Origin of the sequence: Klebsiella sp. X1-16S-Nf21 (genome assembly GCF_002837615.1) — a bacterium.
GTDB classification, from domain to species: domain Bacteria; phylum Pseudomonadota; class Gammaproteobacteria; order Enterobacterales; family Enterobacteriaceae; genus Klebsiella; species Klebsiella variicola.
Genome location: NZ_PJDK01000025.1, coordinates 1 through 18902 on the forward strand (window position 1 = coordinate 1; position 18902 = coordinate 18902).

General features: G+C 60.8%; 17 protein-coding genes. 6 read left to right on the forward strand and 11 right to left on the reverse strand.

The features are described 5' to 3' along the window. From CW267_RS13305 to CW267_RS13320, 4 genes are all read right to left on the reverse strand, one after another. On the reverse strand, positions 1-205 hold a 205-nt coding region (locus CW267_RS13305; RefSeq protein WP_133124741.1), incomplete at its 3' end, for an ATP-binding cassette domain-containing protein. A 3-nt stretch (positions 206-208) separates the two neighbouring features. After that, complete coding sequence (locus tag CW267_RS13310; protein WP_008805546.1) at positions 209-1102, reverse strand: ABC transporter permease; 894 nt, start codon at positions 1100-1102, stop codon at positions 209-211. A gap of 2 nt (positions 1103-1104) precedes the next feature. Beyond that, positions 1105-2058, reverse strand: a complete 954-nt coding sequence (locus tag CW267_RS13315; protein ID WP_100781058.1) for an ABC transporter permease — start codon at positions 2056-2058, stop codon at positions 1105-1107. Between the two features lie 18 nt (positions 2059-2076). Further along, positions 2077-3744: an ABC transporter substrate-binding protein gene (locus tag CW267_RS13320; RefSeq protein WP_023297185.1), complete on the reverse strand. Its 1668-nt coding sequence runs from the start codon at positions 3742-3744 to the stop codon at positions 2077-2079. A gap of 325 nt (positions 3745-4069) precedes the next feature. On the opposite strand from CW267_RS13320, the gene CW267_RS13325 reads away from it, so the two are divergent. Beyond that, positions 4070-5185 carry a YbdK family carboxylate-amine ligase gene (locus CW267_RS13325; RefSeq protein WP_008805544.1) on the forward strand — a complete coding sequence of 372 codons (1116 nt, stop codon included), beginning with the start codon at positions 4070-4072 and terminating at the stop codon, positions 5183-5185. A 47-nt stretch (positions 5186-5232) separates the two neighbouring features. Continuing rightward, the gene (locus CW267_RS13330) at positions 5233-5952 is read left to right on the forward strand and encodes a phosphodiester glycosidase family protein (protein WP_100781059.1); all 720 of its coding nucleotides are present in this window, start codon (positions 5233-5235) and stop codon (positions 5950-5952) included. 694 nt (positions 5953-6646) lie between these two features. Here CW267_RS13330 and CW267_RS13335 read toward each other — a convergent pair. Genes CW267_RS13335 through CW267_RS13345 form a run of 3 tightly spaced genes read right to left on the reverse strand, consistent with a single transcriptional unit; the run spans position 6647 to position 13609 of the window. After that, positions 6647-9739, reverse strand: a complete 3093-nt coding sequence (locus CW267_RS13335; protein ID WP_100781060.1) for an efflux RND transporter permease subunit — start codon at positions 9737-9739, stop codon at positions 6647-6649. Positions 9740-9752: 13 nt separating this feature from the next. Next, the gene (locus tag CW267_RS13340; protein WP_012968752.1) at positions 9753-10832 is read right to left on the reverse strand and encodes an efflux RND transporter periplasmic adaptor subunit; all 1080 of its coding nucleotides are present in this window, start codon (positions 10830-10832) and stop codon (positions 9753-9755) included. Positions 10833-10885: 53 nt separating this feature from the next. Beyond that, positions 10886-13609: a cation-transporting P-type ATPase gene (locus CW267_RS13345; RefSeq protein ID WP_012542521.1), complete on the reverse strand. Its 2724-nt coding sequence runs from the start codon at positions 13607-13609 to the stop codon at positions 10886-10888. Positions 13610-14110: 501 nt separating this feature from the next. On the opposite strand from CW267_RS13345, the gene CW267_RS13355 reads away from it, so the two are divergent. Then, positions 14111-14359, forward strand: coding sequence for a DUF1158 domain-containing protein (locus tag CW267_RS13355; RefSeq protein WP_008805539.1), 249 nt, complete (start codon positions 14111-14113; stop codon positions 14357-14359). A gap of 16 nt (positions 14360-14375) precedes the next feature. Here the strand turns inward: CW267_RS13355 and CW267_RS13360 are convergent, their stop codons facing one another. Together CW267_RS13360 and CW267_RS13365 are read right to left on the reverse strand one after the other, a co-directional pair. Beyond that, positions 14376-14717, reverse strand: a complete 342-nt coding sequence (locus CW267_RS13360) for a RamA family antibiotic efflux transcriptional regulator (RefSeq protein ID WP_002893035.1) — start codon at positions 14715-14717, stop codon at positions 14376-14378. Positions 14718-14747: 30 nt separating this feature from the next. Then, positions 14748-15863 (reverse strand): MBL fold metallo-hydrolase, encoded by a 1116-nt coding sequence (locus tag CW267_RS13365; RefSeq protein WP_162493283.1) that lies wholly within the window; start codon positions 15861-15863, stop codon positions 14748-14750. Between the two features lie 179 nt (positions 15864-16042). Between CW267_RS13365 and CW267_RS13370 the strand changes: the two genes are divergently transcribed. From CW267_RS13370 to nfsB, 3 genes are all read left to right on the forward strand, one after another. Further along, positions 16043-16624 carry a TetR/AcrR family transcriptional regulator gene (locus CW267_RS13370; protein ID WP_046881940.1) on the forward strand — a complete coding sequence of 194 codons (582 nt, stop codon included), beginning with the start codon at positions 16043-16045 and terminating at the stop codon, positions 16622-16624. After that, the gene (locus CW267_RS13375; RefSeq protein ID WP_008805536.1) at positions 16624-16992 is read left to right on the forward strand and encodes an MmcQ/YjbR family DNA-binding protein; all 369 of its coding nucleotides are present in this window, start codon (positions 16624-16626) and stop codon (positions 16990-16992) included. Before CW267_RS13370 ends, CW267_RS13375 begins: the two co-directional genes overlap by 1 nt. A gap of 119 nt (positions 16993-17111) precedes the next feature. Beyond that, a complete protein-coding gene (gene nfsB, locus CW267_RS13380; RefSeq protein WP_012968755.1) occupies positions 17112-17765 on the forward strand; it encodes an oxygen-insensitive NAD(P)H nitroreductase in 654 nt (217 codons plus the stop codon). Positions 17766-18250: 485 nt separating this feature from the next. Here nfsB and CW267_RS13385 read toward each other — a convergent pair whose 3' ends face one another. Both CW267_RS13385 and CW267_RS13390 read right to left on the reverse strand, forming a co-directional pair. Further along, a complete protein-coding gene (locus CW267_RS13385; protein ID WP_012542525.1) occupies positions 18251-18538 on the reverse strand; it encodes a helix-turn-helix domain-containing protein in 288 nt (95 codons plus the stop codon). Next, positions 18531-18848, reverse strand: coding sequence for a type II toxin-antitoxin system RelE/ParE family toxin (locus CW267_RS13390; RefSeq protein WP_044613938.1), 318 nt, complete (start codon positions 18846-18848; stop codon positions 18531-18533). Before CW267_RS13390 ends, CW267_RS13385 begins: the two co-directional genes overlap by 8 nt. Between the last annotated feature and the right edge of the window lie 54 nt (positions 18849-18902).

Consider the following 18902-nt stretch of genomic DNA (forward strand, 5'->3'; position numbering starts at 1 on the left):
TCAGCAGCCGGGCGGTGGTCGATTTGCCGCAGCCCGACTCGCCGACCACCCCCAGGGTTTCGCCTTTCATCACCGTGAAGCTGATATCGTCCACCGCCTGCACCACCTCCCGGCCTTTGCCGCCGCGAAAGTACTTCAGCAGGTGATTGACCTTCAGCAGCGGCTGCGCCGGCCCGCCAAGGTCGATATTGATAAAGGGTTGCATCGCTTACTCCTTAATCGCCATTGCCGCACGCAGGCGGTCCGCGAGGATATTGAACGAAATGGAGGTGATAAAAATCATCAGGCCCGGCAGGGCGGCCACCCACGGCTGGGTATAGATTGCCGTGCGCAGCGTATTGAGCATCAGCCCCCACTCGGGCTCCGGCGGCCGCACGCCGAGGCCGAGAAACGACAGGCCGGAGGCGAGGATCATGCACACCGAAATCAGCCCGGTGGAGAAGACGAAGATCGGCCCGAGCACGTTGCCCAACACCTGGACGCGGATAATGGTCAACGCGCTGGCGCCAGTGGCCCGGGCGGCGTCGATATAGTCCATATGCCGCACCTGGGCGGTCACGCTCTCGGCAATCCGCGCCACCTGCGGGACAAACACGAGGGTCAGCGACAGCAGCGCATTGCCGATGCCCGCCCCCAGCGCTCCCGACAGCGCAATCGCCAGCAGGACGGAGGGAAAGGCATAGAACACATCCACGGTGCGCATAATCACGGTATTGGTTTTGCCGCCCGTATAGCCGGCGATAATCCCGATGGCCCCGCCGATAAAAAAGGCGAACACCACCGGGACAATTCCCATAAACAGCGACAGTCGGGTGCCAAGGATCAGCCGCGACAGCATGTCGCGTCCCAGCTCATCCGAGCCCAGCGGGAAGCCGTCGCTGCCGATGGGTTTCAGGCGCAGGAACATCGACGTTTGATAAGGATCTTTGACGATAAGCCACGGACCGAACAGCGCCAGGGCCAGCAGCAGGAGGATCACCACGCCCACCACCACCCCGCCGGGATCGCGCAGTAGGCGGCGCAATACCCCGCGCCAGTAACCTTGCCGGGAAGCGTGGGCCGCTGCGGCCGGAACCGCTTTCGTCGTTGCCGTATCCACCATGGTCAGCTCCTCTTAATACGCGGGTCGAGGGTGGTCTGCAGAATATCCACCAGCAGGTTGAGCAGCACGAAAAACAGCGCCAGCACCCAGATGGTGCCCTGCAGCAGGGGCAGGTCGCGCTGAAAAATGGCGGTATTGAGCAGCAATCCGGTTCCCGGCCAGGAGAAAACGGTCTCCACAAGGATCGAGCCGCCCATCAGATAGCCCACCTGCAGCCCCATCACCGCCAGCGCGGTGGGCGCGGCATTTTTCATGACGTGGACAAAGATGCGCGACTCGTTGAGCCCGCGAGCGCGCAGGCCAACGATAAACTCCTGGCTGAGGATATCGGCCACCTGCGAGCGCACGGTGCGGGCGATAATCCCGGTGGGGATCACCGACAAGGTGAGGGCTGGCAGCAGCATGAACTGCAGGTGCGCCCAGTCCCATTGCCAGCCCACCTCGCCTATCGGCCCGCCGCCGGTGGCCGGCAGCAGCGCGAACTTAACGCTGCAGAGGATCACCAGCAGCATCCCCAGCCAGTAGTGCGGCACGCTGACGCCAAATACCGACAACACCGAGGCCAGACGGTCAATGACGCTGTTGCGAAAATAGCCTGCGACAAAGCCGAACAGGCTGCCGAGGACGAAGCCGATCGCCGTCGCCAGCAGCGCCAGGCGCAGGGAGTACGCCACCGCGGTCATCACTTCGTCTATCACCGGGCGGCCGGTGGCGACCGACATACCAAGGTCGCCATGCAGCGCCCGCCACAGCCAGTGGATAAACTGCAGGGGCAGCGGCTTATCAAAGCCGTAAGCCTGTATTAACGTCTGACGCAGCGCCTCCGAGGCGTCCGGCGGCATCACCGACACCAGCGGGTCGCCCGGGGCGATCTGCACCAGCATGAAACAGATCACCGCCACCCCAAGCATGGTGGGGATAGCCAGCAGAATGCGGTATAGCAGCGTATTGATCATCGGTCGCCCCTTTCGCGATTACTCTTTTTTGCTCACCAGGCTGAGGTCGATAAACCAGCTCTGCGGTTGCACCACCCCGGTCACCGCAGGGGAAATCGCGCGCGGCCCGACGTCGTGGGCGACAAACAGGAATGGCACCTGATCCACCAGCGCGGCGTGCAGCTCACCGGCCGCTTGGTTCATCTCCGCTGGGGTAAAGGCGTGCTTGACGGCGGCGGCCAGCTTCTCCGTCTCCGGAGTGGAGAAGTAACCCCAGTTGGTCGCCACCGGCGGAAACGCTTTGGCGGTCGAGAAGCGGATCAGGCCAAAGTACGGATCGTTAACCGCGGCGCTGACGTTGATCGCATCGATCCCTTTCGCCGAGGGGTCCCGGGCGCCCAGGCGCCAGTTGGTAAACAGGGTGTTCCATTCCACCACTTTGATATCCACATTGAAGAAGCAGCTCTTCAGGCTCTGCTGGATATACTCGTTCATCGGCAAGGGCTGCATCTGCCCGGAGCCGGAGGCCGAGGTGGCCACCGTGACGTGCAGCGGTTTGCTGGCGCTGTATCCGGCCTCGGTCATTAGCTGGCGGGCGGTATCCGGGTCATATTTGATCTGGAAGGTGGGTTTGCCATGCCACGGGCTGTCAGCCTCATAAACCCCGGTGGCCTCGGTCATATAGCCGCCGAGGTAGCTCTTCAGCTCGGCACGGTTCAGACACAGGTTGGCCGCTTTGCGCACGCGGATGTCCTGCCACGGCGATCCTTTTTCAAAGGAGAACTGCCAGGGCCACAGGTGCGGCTGGGTATTGGCGTAGAGGTGAAAACCCTGAGACTTGATCTGATCGATGGCGTCCGGCGCCGGGGCTTCAATCCAGTCCACCTGCTTCGACAGCAGCGCCGCGGTACGGGCGTTGGCCTCCGGCAAGGGGATCAGCACCACTTTATCCACCCGGGGAATGCGATCTTTGTTCCAGTAGTCGGGGTTTTTATCGAGGATCAGCTGCTGACGCGGCACCAGCTTCTCCAGTTTGAACGGGCCGCTACCCACCGCGTGGGCGGCGAAGGCGGTCCACGCCTGTTTGCTGCGCGCGGCGCTATCTCCCGCGCTGGCCGGCACCGCGTCATACTGCTTCTGCCACGCCGTCGGCGAGACGATAAACAGGTTGGTGATGTTGTACGGCAGCAGCGCGTCCGGTTCCGAGGTGGTCAGCGCCACAGTGTGGTCGTCAATTTTCTCTGCGCCGGTGAGGGTCGGCATGCGCGACAGGGTGTTGCCGATCTGCCCCGGGGCGTACTGCGGCGCCGCTTTATTCAACACCTTATCCACGTTCCAGACGATGGCGTCGGCGTTCACCTCCGTCCCATCATGGAACCTGACGCCCGGACGCAAGGTGAAAATCCAGCGGCTGGTGTTCTGCGGATCGATGTGCCACTCGGTCGCCAGCCCCGGCACCAGACCGCTGGGCTTTTCACCTTGCGACAGATCCCACTCCACCAGCGCGTCGTACAGCGGGATGCCGGTAAAGCGGTTGCCCTCATAGCCTTGATCCGGCTGGCCAAGGGTTAACGGAATATCCGCGGCGGTCATGGCGATCCGCAGCGTGGAGGCGTTGGCAGGTAAGGCGGCGCCCGCCAGGGCCAGTGCGCCGCTCACCGCCACGGCGAGACGACCGGCACGCGAAAATAACGTCTTTTTGTGCATCACATAATCCCTGTTAAATAAAGTGTCACGGATTAACAGGCAAAATGCGTACCAGCTCTTACGCGGGCGATAATAGGCCAAAACCGACCAATAAAATAAGAATGACTTATATTATCACCATGATAATTATGGGAAAATAATTGCACCTTATTCCGCCGCACCGCCAACGGGAAATATGTTGCAGAATTGCACCAGCCGCTATATGGCAAAATTCAAATAATCACACTGCGTCACTTTTCATTCATCCCCGTCCTCCGCCGCCGCGTATTCTCCGTCGGGATCAATCCCTTCTATACTTCAGGGAACACATCGACCGGGAGAGACTATGCCTTTAGCCGATTTTCACCGCTCTGATCCTTTTACCCTCGGTATCGAACTGGAGCTGCAGGTGGTGAACCCGCCGGGTTACGACCTCAGCCAGGATGCCTCGACGCTGATTGCCGACGTCCAGCATCAGTTGACCGTGGGAGAAGCCAAACATGACATCACCGAGAGCATGCTGGAGATCGCCACCGGGGTGTGCCGCGACATCAGCCATGCCCAAACCCAGCTCAGCGCCATCCAGCAGGCGGTTCAGCGCGCGGCGCTGCGCCATCATCTGCAGATCTGCGGCGGCGGTTCGCACCCCTTTCATGCCTGGCAGCGTCAGCAAATCAGCGACAATCCGCGCTATGTTAAAACCGTCGAGCATTTTGGCTATCTGGCGCAGCAGGCCACGGTCTTTGGCCAGCATGTGCACGTCGGCTGCCAGAGCGGCGACGACGCCCTCTATCTGCTGCACGGCCTGTCGCGCTTTGTACCGCACTTCATCGCCCTTAATGCCGCCTCGCCGTGGTTTGACAGTACCGACAGCCGTTTCGCCTGTTCACGCCTGAACCGCTTCTCCTCCTATCCCGACAACGGTCCGATGCCGTGGGTGGCAGACTGGCAGGGGTTTCGTCGCCTGTTCCGCCAGCTGAGCTACACCAGCATGATCGACAGCATGAAGGATCTGCACTGGGATATTCGCCCCAGCCCGCAGTTTGGGACCGTCGAGGTGCGGGTGATGGACACTCCCCTGACCCTCGCCCAGGCGATCCATATCGCCGGCTTTATACAGACCCTGGCCTGCTGGCTGTTGACGGAGCGCCCTTTTAAGCACCAGCCTGATGATTATCTGCTGTACCCCTTTAACCGCTATCAGGCGTGCCGCTATGGGCTGGACGGGACCCTCACCGACGTGCGCAGCGGAGAGCAGCGCAGCATCCGCCAGGAGATCCTGCAGCTCGCCGACCGGCTGGCTCCCTTCGCCCATCAGTTGAAGGCGACGGCGGCGCTGGAAGCGGTGGTCCGCCAGGCGAAATCGCCGCACAGCGAAGCGCAGCAGATGCGCGACTTTATCGCCAACGGCGGTTCGCTTTCCGGCCTGGTGCAAAAACACTGTGAGATTTGGGCGGCATAAGGCAGCGAGGCGGGTATACTCGGCGCAGACCATAGAAAGGACTGCCCATGTTATTACGTTGCCTGCTCCCCCTGGCGCTGCTGCCCCTGGCCGCCGTCGCCAGCGCCGCCTGTACCCTCACCGACCCGAAGCTGACCCTGCAGAGCTATCGGGTGGATGCGCAGAACGAGCGCATTGCGATGTACTGGCAGGATCGGCACGGCAAAGCGTGGGGTTCCCTGCGTTCGCTGCTGGCGGGTATCGATGGCGACGGCCGGGTGCAGATGGCGATGAACGGCGGCATTTACGATAAAGCCTACGCGCCGCTGGGGCTGTATATCGAAGACGGTAAACGGCTGACGCCGGTAAACCGTTCCGCCGGCGGCGGGAACTTCTTTATCCGCCCCGGCGGCGTGTTCCTGGTGGCGAACGACCGGGCGAAAATCGTGCCGCTGCCGGTGTACAAACCCTCTCCCGCCATCCGTTATGCGGTGCAGTCCGGCCCGATGCTGATTGAGAATGACGTCATCAACTGGCGGCTGAAGCCCTCAGCCAGTTCGCGCAAGCTGCGTAACGGGGTGGGTATCGATAAGCAGGGCCGGGTGGTGTTTATGCTCAGCGATCGCGAGACCAACTTCTATGATTTTGCCTGCTATGCGCAGTCAAAGCTCGGGGTGCGGCAGATGCTCTATCTCGACGGCACGCTGTCGAAGATGTACCGCAAAGGCGGCAGCGTGCCGTGGCAGTATCATCCGTTCGTGACCATGATAACGGTGGAGAGGAAGTAGCGGGCGCCCGGCACAAAAGCGGCGCCGTGCCCGCCGTCCTTACCCGTTCACCAGCGAAGGACTACCCTTTTCTGCCAAACGCAACGTGAACGGAAAATTCCCCCTCACCCTAACCCTCTCCCACAGGGAGAGGGGACCGCCCGGCAGTCGTTGCAGCCCCGGTATACACAGCGGGGCCACGGAGAAAGGCACATACAATTTTTAACGGATATATTCTGATCGCTATGGTTTGGCCTCTGAAAACTACGGGCGTGCAGCGGGGCCGATTCCCGCTGAAATCGGCGAACCGGAGGTCGGCAGACAAGGGCTGGCCGCCACGGAGGGCGGCCAGAGGCGATTCGAGACACGACGTCGAGTTGAGCCGACCGCAGGCGGACGACCGGGAGGTGAGCGTAGTGCGCAGCACCGATTTCTCTGCGGGACCGGGGGGATTGTAAAGGGGGAGACGGTTTTCTCCCCCTTTACCCGTTCACCAGCGAAGGACTACCCTTTTCTGCCAAACGCAACGTGAACGGAAAATTCCCCCTCACCCTAACCCTCTCCCACAGGGAGAGGGGACCGCCCGGCAGACGCTGTTGCTCCGGCAGATAAGGCGGGGCTAACGCCCAAACGCAACGTGAACGGAAAATCCCCCTCACCCTAACCCTCTCCCACAGGGAGAGGGGATCGACAGGCAGACGCTGTGGCGCAACACTTACCCCCGCCGATGCGCCCACTCACGCATACGCTGAAACAGCACATACAGCGACGGGATAAACAGGATGCCAATCATCGTCGCCACCAGCATACCGCTGAATACCGTGGTGCCGATGATCCGCCGGCTATGCGCCCCGGCGCCGGTGGCGAGCATCATCGGCATGATGCCGATAATAAACGACACCGCGGTCATCATCACCGCGCGGAAGCGGCGGGTGGCCCCCTCGCGCGCAGCGTCAACTATCGACAGCCCCTCCTCGCGCCGGCTGCGGGCGAATTCAACAATCAGAATCGCGTTCTTCGCTGCCAGGGCAATCAGCAGCACCAGCCCTATCTGAACATACACATCGTTGGCATAGCCCGCGGTCCACAGCCAGAGCAGCGCTCCGCCGATGGCGAACAGCACCGAGAGCATGACGCTCGCCGGCAGCGTCCAGCTCTCATACTGCGCCACCAGGAACAGCCACGCCATCGCCACCGCCGCCAGCACGATCCACACTGCCTGATTGCCGGTCTGCTGCTCCTGCCAGGAGATCCCGCTCCAGGCGTAGTCATATCCCGGCGGCAGATGGGCCTGCAAAATCTGCTCCATGGCCGCCATCGCCGTGCGGCTGCTGACCCCCTCGGCCGCTGAACCGCTCACTGAAACGGACGGGAACTGATTGTACTGCTGAATAAACGGCGCCCCCACCGTCGGCGTAATGGTGACCAGATTGCTCAGCCGCACCCGCTCGCCGTCGCGGCTGCGGACGTACAGCTCGCTAATCTGCTCTGCCCGCTCGCGCCACTGCATCTCATTTTGCATCACCACATGATAGACACGATTGTTACGGCTGAAATCGCCGGCGCGCGTGCCGCCGAACGCCGTCTGCAGGCTGCTGAAAATCTGCGCCACCGGCACATCCAGCAGCGCCGCCCGATCGCGGTCGACCGTCAGGGTCAGCTGCGGCACGTTGCTGCTCCAGGTGGTAAACACCCGGCTCAGTTGAGGATGCTGGTTCGCCAGCTGGAGGATCTGCCGCGTCACCTGCTCCAGCTCCGCCGACGACTGACCGGCCTGCGCCAGGATGCGCAGATCAAACCCCGAGGCATTGCCCAGGCCCGGCAGGGTCGGCGGCGCGAAGGTCATGATCGTCGCCTCGGGTAGCGACAGCAGCTGGCGCTGAATATCTGCCATCACCGCATCCAGCGGCGGCCGCTGGTGCCAGTCCTTGAGCATCACCGAGATAAACCCGCCGTTAGAGGCGCTGGTGCCGTTGAGAATGTTGAAGCCGGACACCTGAATCACATCCTCCACCGCCGGGTTAGCCATCAGCAGATTGCGCGCCTGGGCCATCACCGCTTCGGTACGCTCCAGCGACGCCGCCTCCGGCAGCTGCACGCTGGCAAACAGGTAACCCTGATCTTCCTGCGGCAGGAAGCCTTTCGGCATCGAGGTGAAGCTGAACGCCACCAGCGCGCCTGCCGCCACCGTCGCCGCCAGCGCCAGCCAGGGACGGCGGTTCATCCAGCCCACCAGCCGGCCATAGCCGTCGCGGGTGCCGTCGAGAAGACGGTTAAACACCCGCCACACCGCCGCTGGCCGGGCAGGACGCGGGCGCAGCAGCAGTGCGCAGAGAGCCGGCGTCAGGGTTAGCGCCACCAGGCTCGACAGGGCCACCGCGGTGGAGAGCGTCACGGCAAACTGCCGGTACAGCTCGCCGACGATCCCCGGGAGCAGCGCCACCGGCACAAATACCGCCAGCAGCACCAGGGTCGTGGCGATCACCGGCCCGGCGATCTGCTGCAGCGCCTGGGCGGTGGCCTGCAGGCGATCCAGCCCTTCCGCCATTTTGGTTTCCACATTCTCCACCACCACAATGGCGTCATCCACCACCATCGTCAGGGCGAGAATGATCGCGAACAGGCTGAGGGTGTTGGCGCTGTAGCCCAGGAGATAGAGCACCGCAAAGGTGCCGATCAGTGACACCGGGATCGCCAGCACTACGATCAGCGTCGCTCGCCAGCTCTGCAGGAACAGCGACACCACCACGACCACTGCCAGCAGGGTCAGCGCCAGCGAGACGCCGATCTCTTTGATCGTCGCCGCCACAAAGCGAGTGGTATCGAACTTCACCTCCCAGGTGAGATCCGCCGGAAAGCGAGTGTGCAGGCGGTTAAGCTCCGCACGCACTGCGCTGGCGACCTGCAGGGCATTGGCGGTGGGCGTCGGGTAGATCCCCAGATAGGCCGACGCTTTACCGTTCAGCTGCGCGCCGGAGCTGTAGCTGCGGGCACCCAGCTCAATGGTCGCCACGTCAGCGAGGCGAACCAGCTGCCCCTGCGCGCCGCGGCGGAGGATAATCTCGCCAAAGCTGGCCGCCTCGTTCAGACGCCCCAGCCCGTTGATGGTCAGCGTCTGCTGCTGGCCGTTGAATACTGGCGGGGTGCCCACCTGCCCCGCCGCGCCCTGCACATTCTGCTCGCGCAGCGCCTGGGCAACGTCATCCGTGGTGATGTTGAGCGCATTCATGCGGTCCGGACGCAGCCAGATGCGCATACTGTAATCCCGGGCGCCAAACATCTGCACCTCGCCGACGCCGGGCAGGCGGGCCAGCGCCTCGCGCACCTGGGTGCTGGCGTAGTTACTGACAAACAGCGGCGACAGCGTGCCCAGCGGCGAGTAGAGGCTCACCCCCATCAGCAGGTTGCTGGCGCGCTTGCGGACCTGGACGCCATTCTGCTGCACCTCCGCCGGGAGCTGCGCCAGCGCCTGCGCCACCCGGTTTTGCACGTCGATCGCCGCCAGGTCGGCATCGGTGCCCGCCGCGAAGGTAATGCTCAGGCGGTACGTTCCCTCATCCGAGCTGGTGGACTCCATATACAGCATATGATCGACGCCGTTGAGCTGGGTCTCCAGCGGGGCGGCGATGGCTTCCGCCACATCTGACGCGCTGGCGCCCGGCCAGCTGGCGCTGACGTTCACCACCGGCGGGGTGATCGCCGGGTACTGCTCCACCGGGATCAGCTTCAGCGACACCGCGCCGACAAAGGTCAGCAGCAGCGCGATCACCATGGCAAATCGCGGACGACGGATAAAAAAGGTCAGCATCCCTTCTCCTTACTTACTTCAGCACCTGTACCGCGGCGCCTTCGCGTAAACGCTGCGCGCCGTCGGTGATCACCTGCTCGCCCGCCTGCAGCCCTTTCTCAACCGCAAACTGCTGCCCCTGCTGCCCCGCGAGGGTCAGACGACGCTGCCCGGCGGTGTGGTCCGGCTTCAGCACCCAGCTGAAAAAGCCCTGCGGATCCTGCTGCACGGCGGCGGCCGGGATCATCACCCGTGACTGCAGCTCCTGCGGACGGAACAGGATTGTTACGCTGCCGCCCGGCAGCAGACGGTGCTGCGGATTGGCGAACTCCGCCCGCACCGCCACGCTGCCGGTGCGGGCGTCAATCCGGTTATCGATGGAGGTCAACACCCCATCGCGCCGTTTGCCATCCACGTCAATCTGCGCCAGCCACGCCTGCTTCAGGGCGTGGATGTCGGCATGCTGGCCGGATTTGCTGAAAAATGCGGCTTCGTCGAGAGCGAACGACACCCGCACCGGATCCAGCTGCACGATGTCCACCAGCACGCCGCTGGATGGGTTAATCAGCGTCCCGACGTGAAAGGCGCTGTGGCCCACGCGACCGGTCACCGGCGCCGCAATCCGGGTGTAGCTGAGCACAATCTGCTGGGCCTCGACGCGGGCTTTCGCCTGCTGCACGGCGGCGGCGGCGACGTCGCGCTGCATCCGGGCCGTGTCGACGTCGTTGCGGCTGATGGAGTGGTTGTTAATGAGCCGCTCGTAGCGAGTGAGCAGTTGCTGCGACTGACGTAATGAGGCTTCGGCGCTTTTCAGCTCGGCCTGCGCCAGGGCCAGGGCCGCGCGGGGCTGCGCGTCGTCGAGGGTAAACAGCAGGTCGCCCTCGGTAACATACTGGCCATCCTGGAAGTGGCGCTGAACTATCACCCCTTCGGTGCGCGCGCGAATGTCGACGGCGCGGATCGCCTCGACCCGCCCGGGGATCGCGCGTTCTTCAGCATGAGGCGCCAGTTCGACCGTGGCGACGCGGACCGGCACCGCCGGCGCGGCGGTCGCCGTCAGGGCGCCGCCGGCCAGACCGCAGGCCAGCAGAGCAAAGCGGAAGGTTTTAATCATAGGGGGATCCTTGCGAAAGTAACGCGCGCCTGCAGCGAGGCGCGCGAGATCAATCAAGCCGTTTTGCGGAACCTGCGCGTCAGGCGCTTCTCAACTTCCACCACCAGGAACATGGCGACGCCGATGACCAGGGTGATAAACCAGTAGCGCAGCGGCAGCGCTTCCGTACCAAACATGCTCTGCATCAGCGGGACATAGATAATGACCAGTTGCATCAGCAGCAGGACACCGGTCACCAGCCAGATGCCTTTGTTGCGCAGCAGACCCATGCTCAGGGAGAAGCTGTCGCTGCTGCGGCAGTTGATCATGTAGACCCACTGCGCCGTCACCAGCATCTGCAGCAGCACGGTGCGGATAAACTCCGGACTGTGGCCGCGCGGCGCCAGCCAGGCCTCAAGGATAAAGGCGGCAATAGCAATCATAGACCCGACAAAAGCCACTCGCCACACGGCGAAGCCATCCATCACGTGCTGGCCGGTTTTACGCGGCGGGCGGTTCATCACGTTGCGCTCTGCGGCTTCAAAGGCCAGGCCGAAGGAGAGCGTCGCCGACGTCGCCATGTTCATCCACAGGATCAGCACCGGGGTCAGCGGAATAATGTTCCCCGCCAGCAGGGCGATGATGATCAGCAGCCCCTGCGCCAGGTTGGTCGGCATGATGAAGAGGATGGTCTTCTTCAGGTTGTCATAGACCCGACGGCCCTCTTTTACCGAGCTGGCGATGGTCGCGAAGTTATCATCGGTCAACACCATGTCAGCCGCCTCTTTGGTGACTTCGGTACCTTTGATACCCATGGCGATACCCACGTCGGCCTGGCGCAGCGCCGGCGCGTCGTTGACGCCGTCTCCGGTCATGCCGACCACTTCGCCGTTATCCTGCAGGGCTTTCACCAGGCGCAGCTTATGCTCCGGGCTGGTACGGGCAAAGATGTCGTACTCCACCGCCGCCTTCGCCAGCGCCGCATCGTCCATGTGCTCCAGCTGGTAGCCGGTCATGGCCTGGCTGCTGTTGGTGATCCCCAGCATCTGGCCGATGCTCATCGCCGTCTGCGGGTGGTCGCCAGTGATCATCTTCACGCGGATCCCGGCGGTCTGGCAGGCATGGATGGCGTCAATGGCTTCCGGACGCGGGGGATCCATCATCCCGGCGATGCCGAGGAAAATCAGCCCCTCCTGCAGGTCCTCATGGTTGAGGGTGGTGGCATCAAGGCTGGCAGGCTTACAGGCCGCCGCCACCATGCGCAGTCCCTGACGGGCGAAGCGCGCCATCTCCTCTTCCCAGTACTGCGCCTCGAACGGCACCGCGCCGTGGCGGCTCATCTGCTCGCGGCACATGGCGAAGATAACGTCCGGCGCACCGGTGATCAGCACCCGGGCCTCGCCATCGATGTGCTGCAGGGTCGACATATATTTGTACTGTGAGTCAAAGGGGATCTTGGCCACCAGACGGGCCTCCACCGCCGGGAGCTGCGCTTTCGCCGCCAGCACCTTCAGCGCCCCTTCGGTCGGCCCGCCGGTGATCCCCCACAGACCGCGCTCATCCTGGGTAAGCTGGCTGTCGTTACACAGGTCGATGGTGCGCAGCCAGGTCTCCAGCACGGTGCCGGGCTGAACCTGCACGGGCTCGTCGCTCCCCTCAAGGAAGATCCGTCCCTGCGGCTCATAGCTGTCGCCTTCCACCCGGTAGCAGCAGTCTGCCGTGATGATCGCTTTGACGGTCATTTCGTTCATCGTCAGAGTGCCGGTTTTATCCGAACAGACCACGGTCATGGCGCCGAGAGTTTCCACGGTCGGCAGCTTACGAATAATCGCCCGCTTGCGCGCCATCGTCTGCACGCCCAGCGACAGAATAATCGAGATGATCGCCGGCAGCCCCTCCGGTACCGCGGCCACCGCCAGGCTAATCAGCGACAGCAGCAGCTCGCCCATCGGGATATCCCGCAGCGCGAGGCTAAAGATAAACAGCGCCACCATCATGGCGAGGATAATGACAAAAATCGCTTTGCCGAGCTTATCCATCTGCACCAGCAGCGGGGTACGGTGCTTCTCAATGCCCGCCATCATCTGGTTGATATGGCCGAGTTCGGTCTCCGCGCCGGTGGCGGTCACCACGCCGATGCCGCCGCCAGCGCTGACGGTGGTGCCGGAGAAGACCATGTTCACCCGGTCGCCCAGCGGCAGGTCGCCCTCCAGCGCGTCGGTGATTTTATCCACCACCGTCGACTCGCCGGTGAGGATCGCCTCTTCCACCCGCAGGTTGTGGGTTTCAATCAGGCGCATATCCGCTGGTACGCGGTCGCCGGCGCGCAGGATAACGATGTCCCCTGGAACCAGGTCGCGCGTCGGGATAGTCTCATGTTTGCCGTTACGCTGGACGCGGGCATCGCTGGAGAGCATGTTGCGGATCCCCTGCAGGGATTTTTCGGCGTTGCTCTCCTGGATATGACCGATCAGGGCGTTAATCACCGTCACGCCGAGGATCACCAGGGTATCGACCCAGTGCCCCATAATGGCGGTCAGCGCCGCAGCCGCCAGCAGCACGTAAATCAGTACGTCGTTAAAGTGGGCGAGAAAGCGCAGCCAGCCCGGTTTACCCTTCTTTTCCGGCAGGGCATTCGGACCAAAGGTATTCAGGCGCTCGGCGGCGTCTGCGGAATTTAACCCAGCGGCCTGGCTTTTTGTCTGCGCCAGCACTGCGTCAACGGTCTGCTGCCAGACCTGCCGTGGCGCGGTGTCGCCCGAGGGCGTCGTAAACTTTGGGTTATTCATCTTGGTCAAATTACATTTTCCTTATAAATTCCGTGAATCGGAAAGCCTGAAATCATTCCTGGCCAATGAAGTAAAACGTGGCTAAAAAGCCGGTAAAAATGTGATCCAATATCCGCCTAAATTTTTCGCAAAATACAAAATGTGTGATAAGTTAATTCACAAGATAAATATTACAGAATATTAATAAACCAAAACTAAACGAGGTTAAATATGTTTGGAATCTACCGCGGACGCCGTCTGGCGCTGTACATCCTGCTGGCCATCATTGTTGCCACGCTGGTGGGATATAGCACTTATAGTTTTGTAAAAGCGCTGGCATAATAATGACGTTAATTTACATCCGGCTGCAATTAACTTAATTACAAATTATTTCAGATTAATTAACATGAGAGCGAAAGGCAGGCAATAATATTTAAAATAGCCGTGTTATAGAGAGTAAAAAAACAAAGCATATTGCGTTAAGCATTATTTTACCGGACAATATGTTTTTTAACTGATGATTAACATGACATGAAACATCCGCTGGAAACGCTTCTCTCCGCCGCCGGGATCTTACTGCTGGCCCTGCTCTCCTGTCTGCTGTTGCCCGCGCCTTCGCTGGGCCTGACGCTGGCGCAAAAGCTGGTTGAGACATTCCATATGATGGATCTCAACCAGCTCTATACGGTGTTGTTTTGTCTGTGGTTCTTAGCGCTGGGCACCCTTGAATTTCTGGTGCTGCGCTGGGTGTGGCGTCGCTGGTTCTCCCTCGAACGGTAAACCAGGAGAGCGCGCCTCAGTGGGCGCGGCTGTGGTTTTCTTTGCGGTAGGCGCCCGGCGGCTGGTTGAAGGTCCGGGTGAAGACGCGGGTAAAGGTCTGTTGCGAATCGAAGCCATACTTCAGGCAGATATCGTAGACCCGCTGATCGGTGTCGCGCAGATCGCGGGCGGCCAGCAGCAGCTTCCTTTCACGAATATAGCGCCCAAGGCTCTCTCCCTTGTACTGTAAAAACAGCCGTTGCAGATGCCATTTCGAATACCCGGCATGGCGAGCGATATCATCAATACGCAGCGGTTGATGCAGGTTGTCATCAATCCACTCGACGATAGTGTCAATCACCTGAGCGGAAATCGTCATATGCTCTCTCCTCTGAAACTGCACTGGCGCTTAGCGCCACCAGGCGTTAAATGATTGCGTCTTATCGGCGACCCACAGCGGCTCGCCCTGCATAGGCGTCAGCAGACGCCAGGCCCTTCCTTCGCTGGCAGCCGCCAGCCGTTGATACGGTTCATCCCAGCTGTGTTTCGCCAGAACAAACCGTCCTGCATGCCCAGGCAGCACCGCGCGGGCGCGCAGGTCGTCGGCAGCCTGAGCCGTTTCATCCGGCATCATGTGAATATATTTCCAGTCCTGGTCATACTGCCCGTTCTCCATGATCGCCAGATCAACCGGACCAAATTCATCACCAATCGCTTTGAAGTGCGGCCCATAGCCGCTGTCGCCGCTGTAATAAATTTTTTGCTGCGGGGTGACGAACAGAAAACTGGCCCACAGCGTCTGGTTACGCTTCAGTCCACGGCCGGAAAAGTGCCGCGCCGGCAGAACGTGAACGGTGAATTCATCGCTGACCGGGATCGCCTGCTGCCAGTCCGCTTCGGTAATCAGCGCCCCGTCCATCCCCCAGTAGCGCAGATGCGACCCGACGCCCAGCGGCGTAATGACCCGCTTAATTTTCGGCAGCAAGGCGCGGATGGTGGCGTAATCCAGATGGTCGTAGTGATCGTGGGAGATGATCAGCAGATCGATGTCTGGCATCCCTTCCGCCCGCCACGGATAGTCGCCGGGAAAGGCTTTATTGATAAAGGAGAACGGCGCCGCGTAATCGCTGAACACCGGATCGATCAGGATACGTTTTCCTGCCAGCTGCAGGTACCAGGAGGAGTGGCCGAGCCAGACCATCACATCCTGCCCCAGGGGCAGCGTCGCCAGGTCGGTCTTCACCAGCGGCAGCGGCTGAGCGGGACGGGCGTTTTCCCGTTTGGTCATCAGGAAATCCCACCACGCCGCCAGCATATTTTTCTGCCCGGTGAACCCTGGCGTGGGCAATTGGTTATGGAACTGGCCGTCCCGGTAGTGGGGAGACGCTTCCACCTGGCTAAGCTGTGCCCCCTGCGGCGCCTTACCAAAACCGGCATTGAGGACAAACGGCAATGTCGTTGCTGCTGCGAGTAACATGATGGCGACCACGCTAAAAGTGACACGGTTCATATCCTGACCAGACAAAAGCCCCCATCCCGGAGGCTTTGTGATATAACTTGATTATGAGTGAGTACGCACTCATTATTAGGAAAGTGATGAAAGTCGTCAAGACGATTTTCAATTTTTGCGTTCCGCCGTTGCAGCGACCTGGTCAGACGTGCAAAGATCGGCGGTTTGTTTAAACCTGCGTGAGGAAAAAAGTAGTGGCTCGTCCAAAGAGTGAAGATAAAAAGCAAGCGTTACTGGAAGCTGCCACCGCGGCTTTCGCCCAGTCCGGCATCGCCGCCTCGACGTCGGCCATCGCCCGCAGCGCTGGGGTGGCCGAGGGGACGCTGTTTCGCTATTTCGCCACCAAGGATGAGTTGCTCAACGAGCTGTACCTCGCCATTAAGCTGCGTCTGGTACGGATGATGATCGCCGGGCTGGATCCCGACGAAAAGCGCCCGAAAGAGAACGCGCGCAATATCTGGAACAGCTATATCGACTGGGGGGTGCGCAACCCGATGGAGCACAAGGCGATCCGCCGGATGGCGCTTAGCGAGCGCATCACCGACGAAACCCGTCGCCAGGTAAAAGAGAGCTTCCCGGAGCTCAACGAAATGTGCCAGCTGTCGGTGAAAGAGATTTTTCTCAGCGAGGCGTACCGCGCCTTTGGCGATGCCCTGTTTCTGTCGCTGGCGGAGACCACCATCGAATTCGCCAGCCACGATCCGCAGCGCGCCCGGGAGATTATCGCCCTCGGCTTTGAAGCCATGTGGAACGCCCTGCATGAGGCGGACGCCTAATGACTCCCGAGATGCTGCATCCCTGCGCTCATCGTATCGCCCTGACCTACCCGTTTACCGAGCACTGCTGGCCTTTTGGGCCAGAGTACGACGTGTTTAAGGTCGATGGCCGTATCTTTATGATCACCATGACCATTCGCGGCCGGGCGCTGGTCAACCTGAAGGCTGAGCCGCAGAAGTCGCTGCTGAATCAGGAAATTTATCGCAGTATCGAACCGGGCTACCATATGAACAAGAAACACTGGATCACGGTGGTGCCGGGAGAGGATATCAGCGAGGATCTGCTGGCCGAGCTGATTGACGATTCGTGGCATCAGGTGGTGAACAAGCTGAGTAAAAAGGCCCAGCAGCGCCTGCGTCCGCGCTGATTTTCAGCCAAATGCGATAAGTGTTATCGCATTTTTCACCCTTATCATTTGGCGATCTTCGCTGTACTCTTCCTCTCCTTAACGCACCGGTAAGGTGCTGTAAACTGTGAGGAAGAGTTATGGATATCGTATCGGTCGCTTTAAAGCGCTATTCCACCAAGGCCTTTGACGCCACGAAAAAGCTGACTGCCAGCGAAGCCGAACAGCTGAAAACGCTGCTGCAGTACAGCCCGTCTAGCACCAACTCCCAGCCGTGGCACTTTATCGTCGCCAGCACCGATGAAGGGAAAGCTCGCGTAGCCAAAGCCGCCAGCGGCACCTACGTGTTCAACGAACGCAAAATTCTCGACGCCTCGCACGTGGTGGTGTTCTGCGCGAAAACCGCGATGGACGACGCCTGGCTGCAGCGTGTGGTGGATCAGGAAGAGGCCGATGGCCGTTTCGCCACCCCGGACGCAAAAGCCGCTAACCACAAGGGTCGTACCTTCTTTGCCGATATGCACCGCAAAGAGCTGAAAGATGACGATCAGTGGATGGCGAAGCAGGTGTATCTCAACGTCGGCAATTTCCTGCTGGGCGTGGCGGCGATGGGCCTCGACGCCGTGCCGATCGAAGGGATTGATTTTGCGATCCTCGATGAGGAATTTGACCTGAAAGCCCAGGGCTACACCAGCCTGGTGGTGGTCCCGGTTGGCCACCATAGCGTGGAAGATTTCAACGCCACCCTGCCGAAGTCGCGTCTGCCGCAGTCGACGACCATTACCGAGATTTAATCTCTCCACCAGGCGCCTTTCACCGGGCGCCTCTGGTGGTGCTTGTTATTGCCGGGTGGCGGCTACGCCTGACCCGGCCTACATAACAATGTATATCATATAGTTACCTCTCACCGTAGGCCCGCGCAAGCGCAGCGCCGCCGGGCAGGAGCAGCGGGCTCGGAGCGGCTTTTATGCCGGGCGGCGGCTCACGCCTTGCCCGGCCTGGGGTTCGTGCGACCTGTTGGTGATTTACCCACTTGCGCGACTGAAACTGCCGGTTTCTCCCTCTCCCTGTGTATGAAGGGCCGGAGTGAGGCTCGGTTTTCCCCCTCTCCCTGTGGGAGAGGGCCGGGGTGAGGGCGGCAGAGCGCACCCATTCATTGTTCCCCGGAGCCGTAGCCCGATGCGCCGTTGTTTTGTCGGGTGGCGCTTCGCTTACCCGACCTACGGTCCGTGCGGCCTGTCGTTAATTTGAGCCGGTAAGTGAATCGCCACCGAGGGCGTTAGTAAAGTAAAATTTGTGGGTGCTTTATTCCACAGGCTAACGCGTATCGCGTTAAGGTATCCAGACTGGCGCGGGTGATATTGGCTTCCATTCTGGAGACCGTCGGCGCACTCACCCCCATCCTCTGCGCCACCTGGGCTCGGGTCAGCCCCGCCTGCTCGCGCCATTGCGCCAGCATAGTACGTAATCGCTGTTGACGTTCTTGCGCATCGAATGCAGCCTGAACCTCAGGCTGGCTAAGCAGTTCTGTTTTTAACGTATCCCAGTCAATGATCTTTTTACTCATTGCGCATCTCCTCTAATCGCTTCAGCGCCAGGCGAATTTCCGATGATGGGGTTTTTTGCGTTTTCTTGACAAAAACCCGTAGCAGAAAGAGCGTCTTGCCTTGCTGAAAAACGTAGATCCCTCGCCCCTGTACCGAACCTAACGCACGAATTTCAAATAGCCCCTGCCCCAGCGGTTTACTGTCAGGTTCTCTCCGCGCGGCGGGATTTTGGCGTAACTTGTCTATTTGCCGGATCATCTTCGCCTGGACAATGGGCGGAAGCGCCTGCAATTCCTTTTTAACGTCCACATGCACAGCTATTCTGAACATCAGACTCCCTTCCTCTGGATGTTAGCATATAAGGCAAATTGCCTTAAAGGCTAA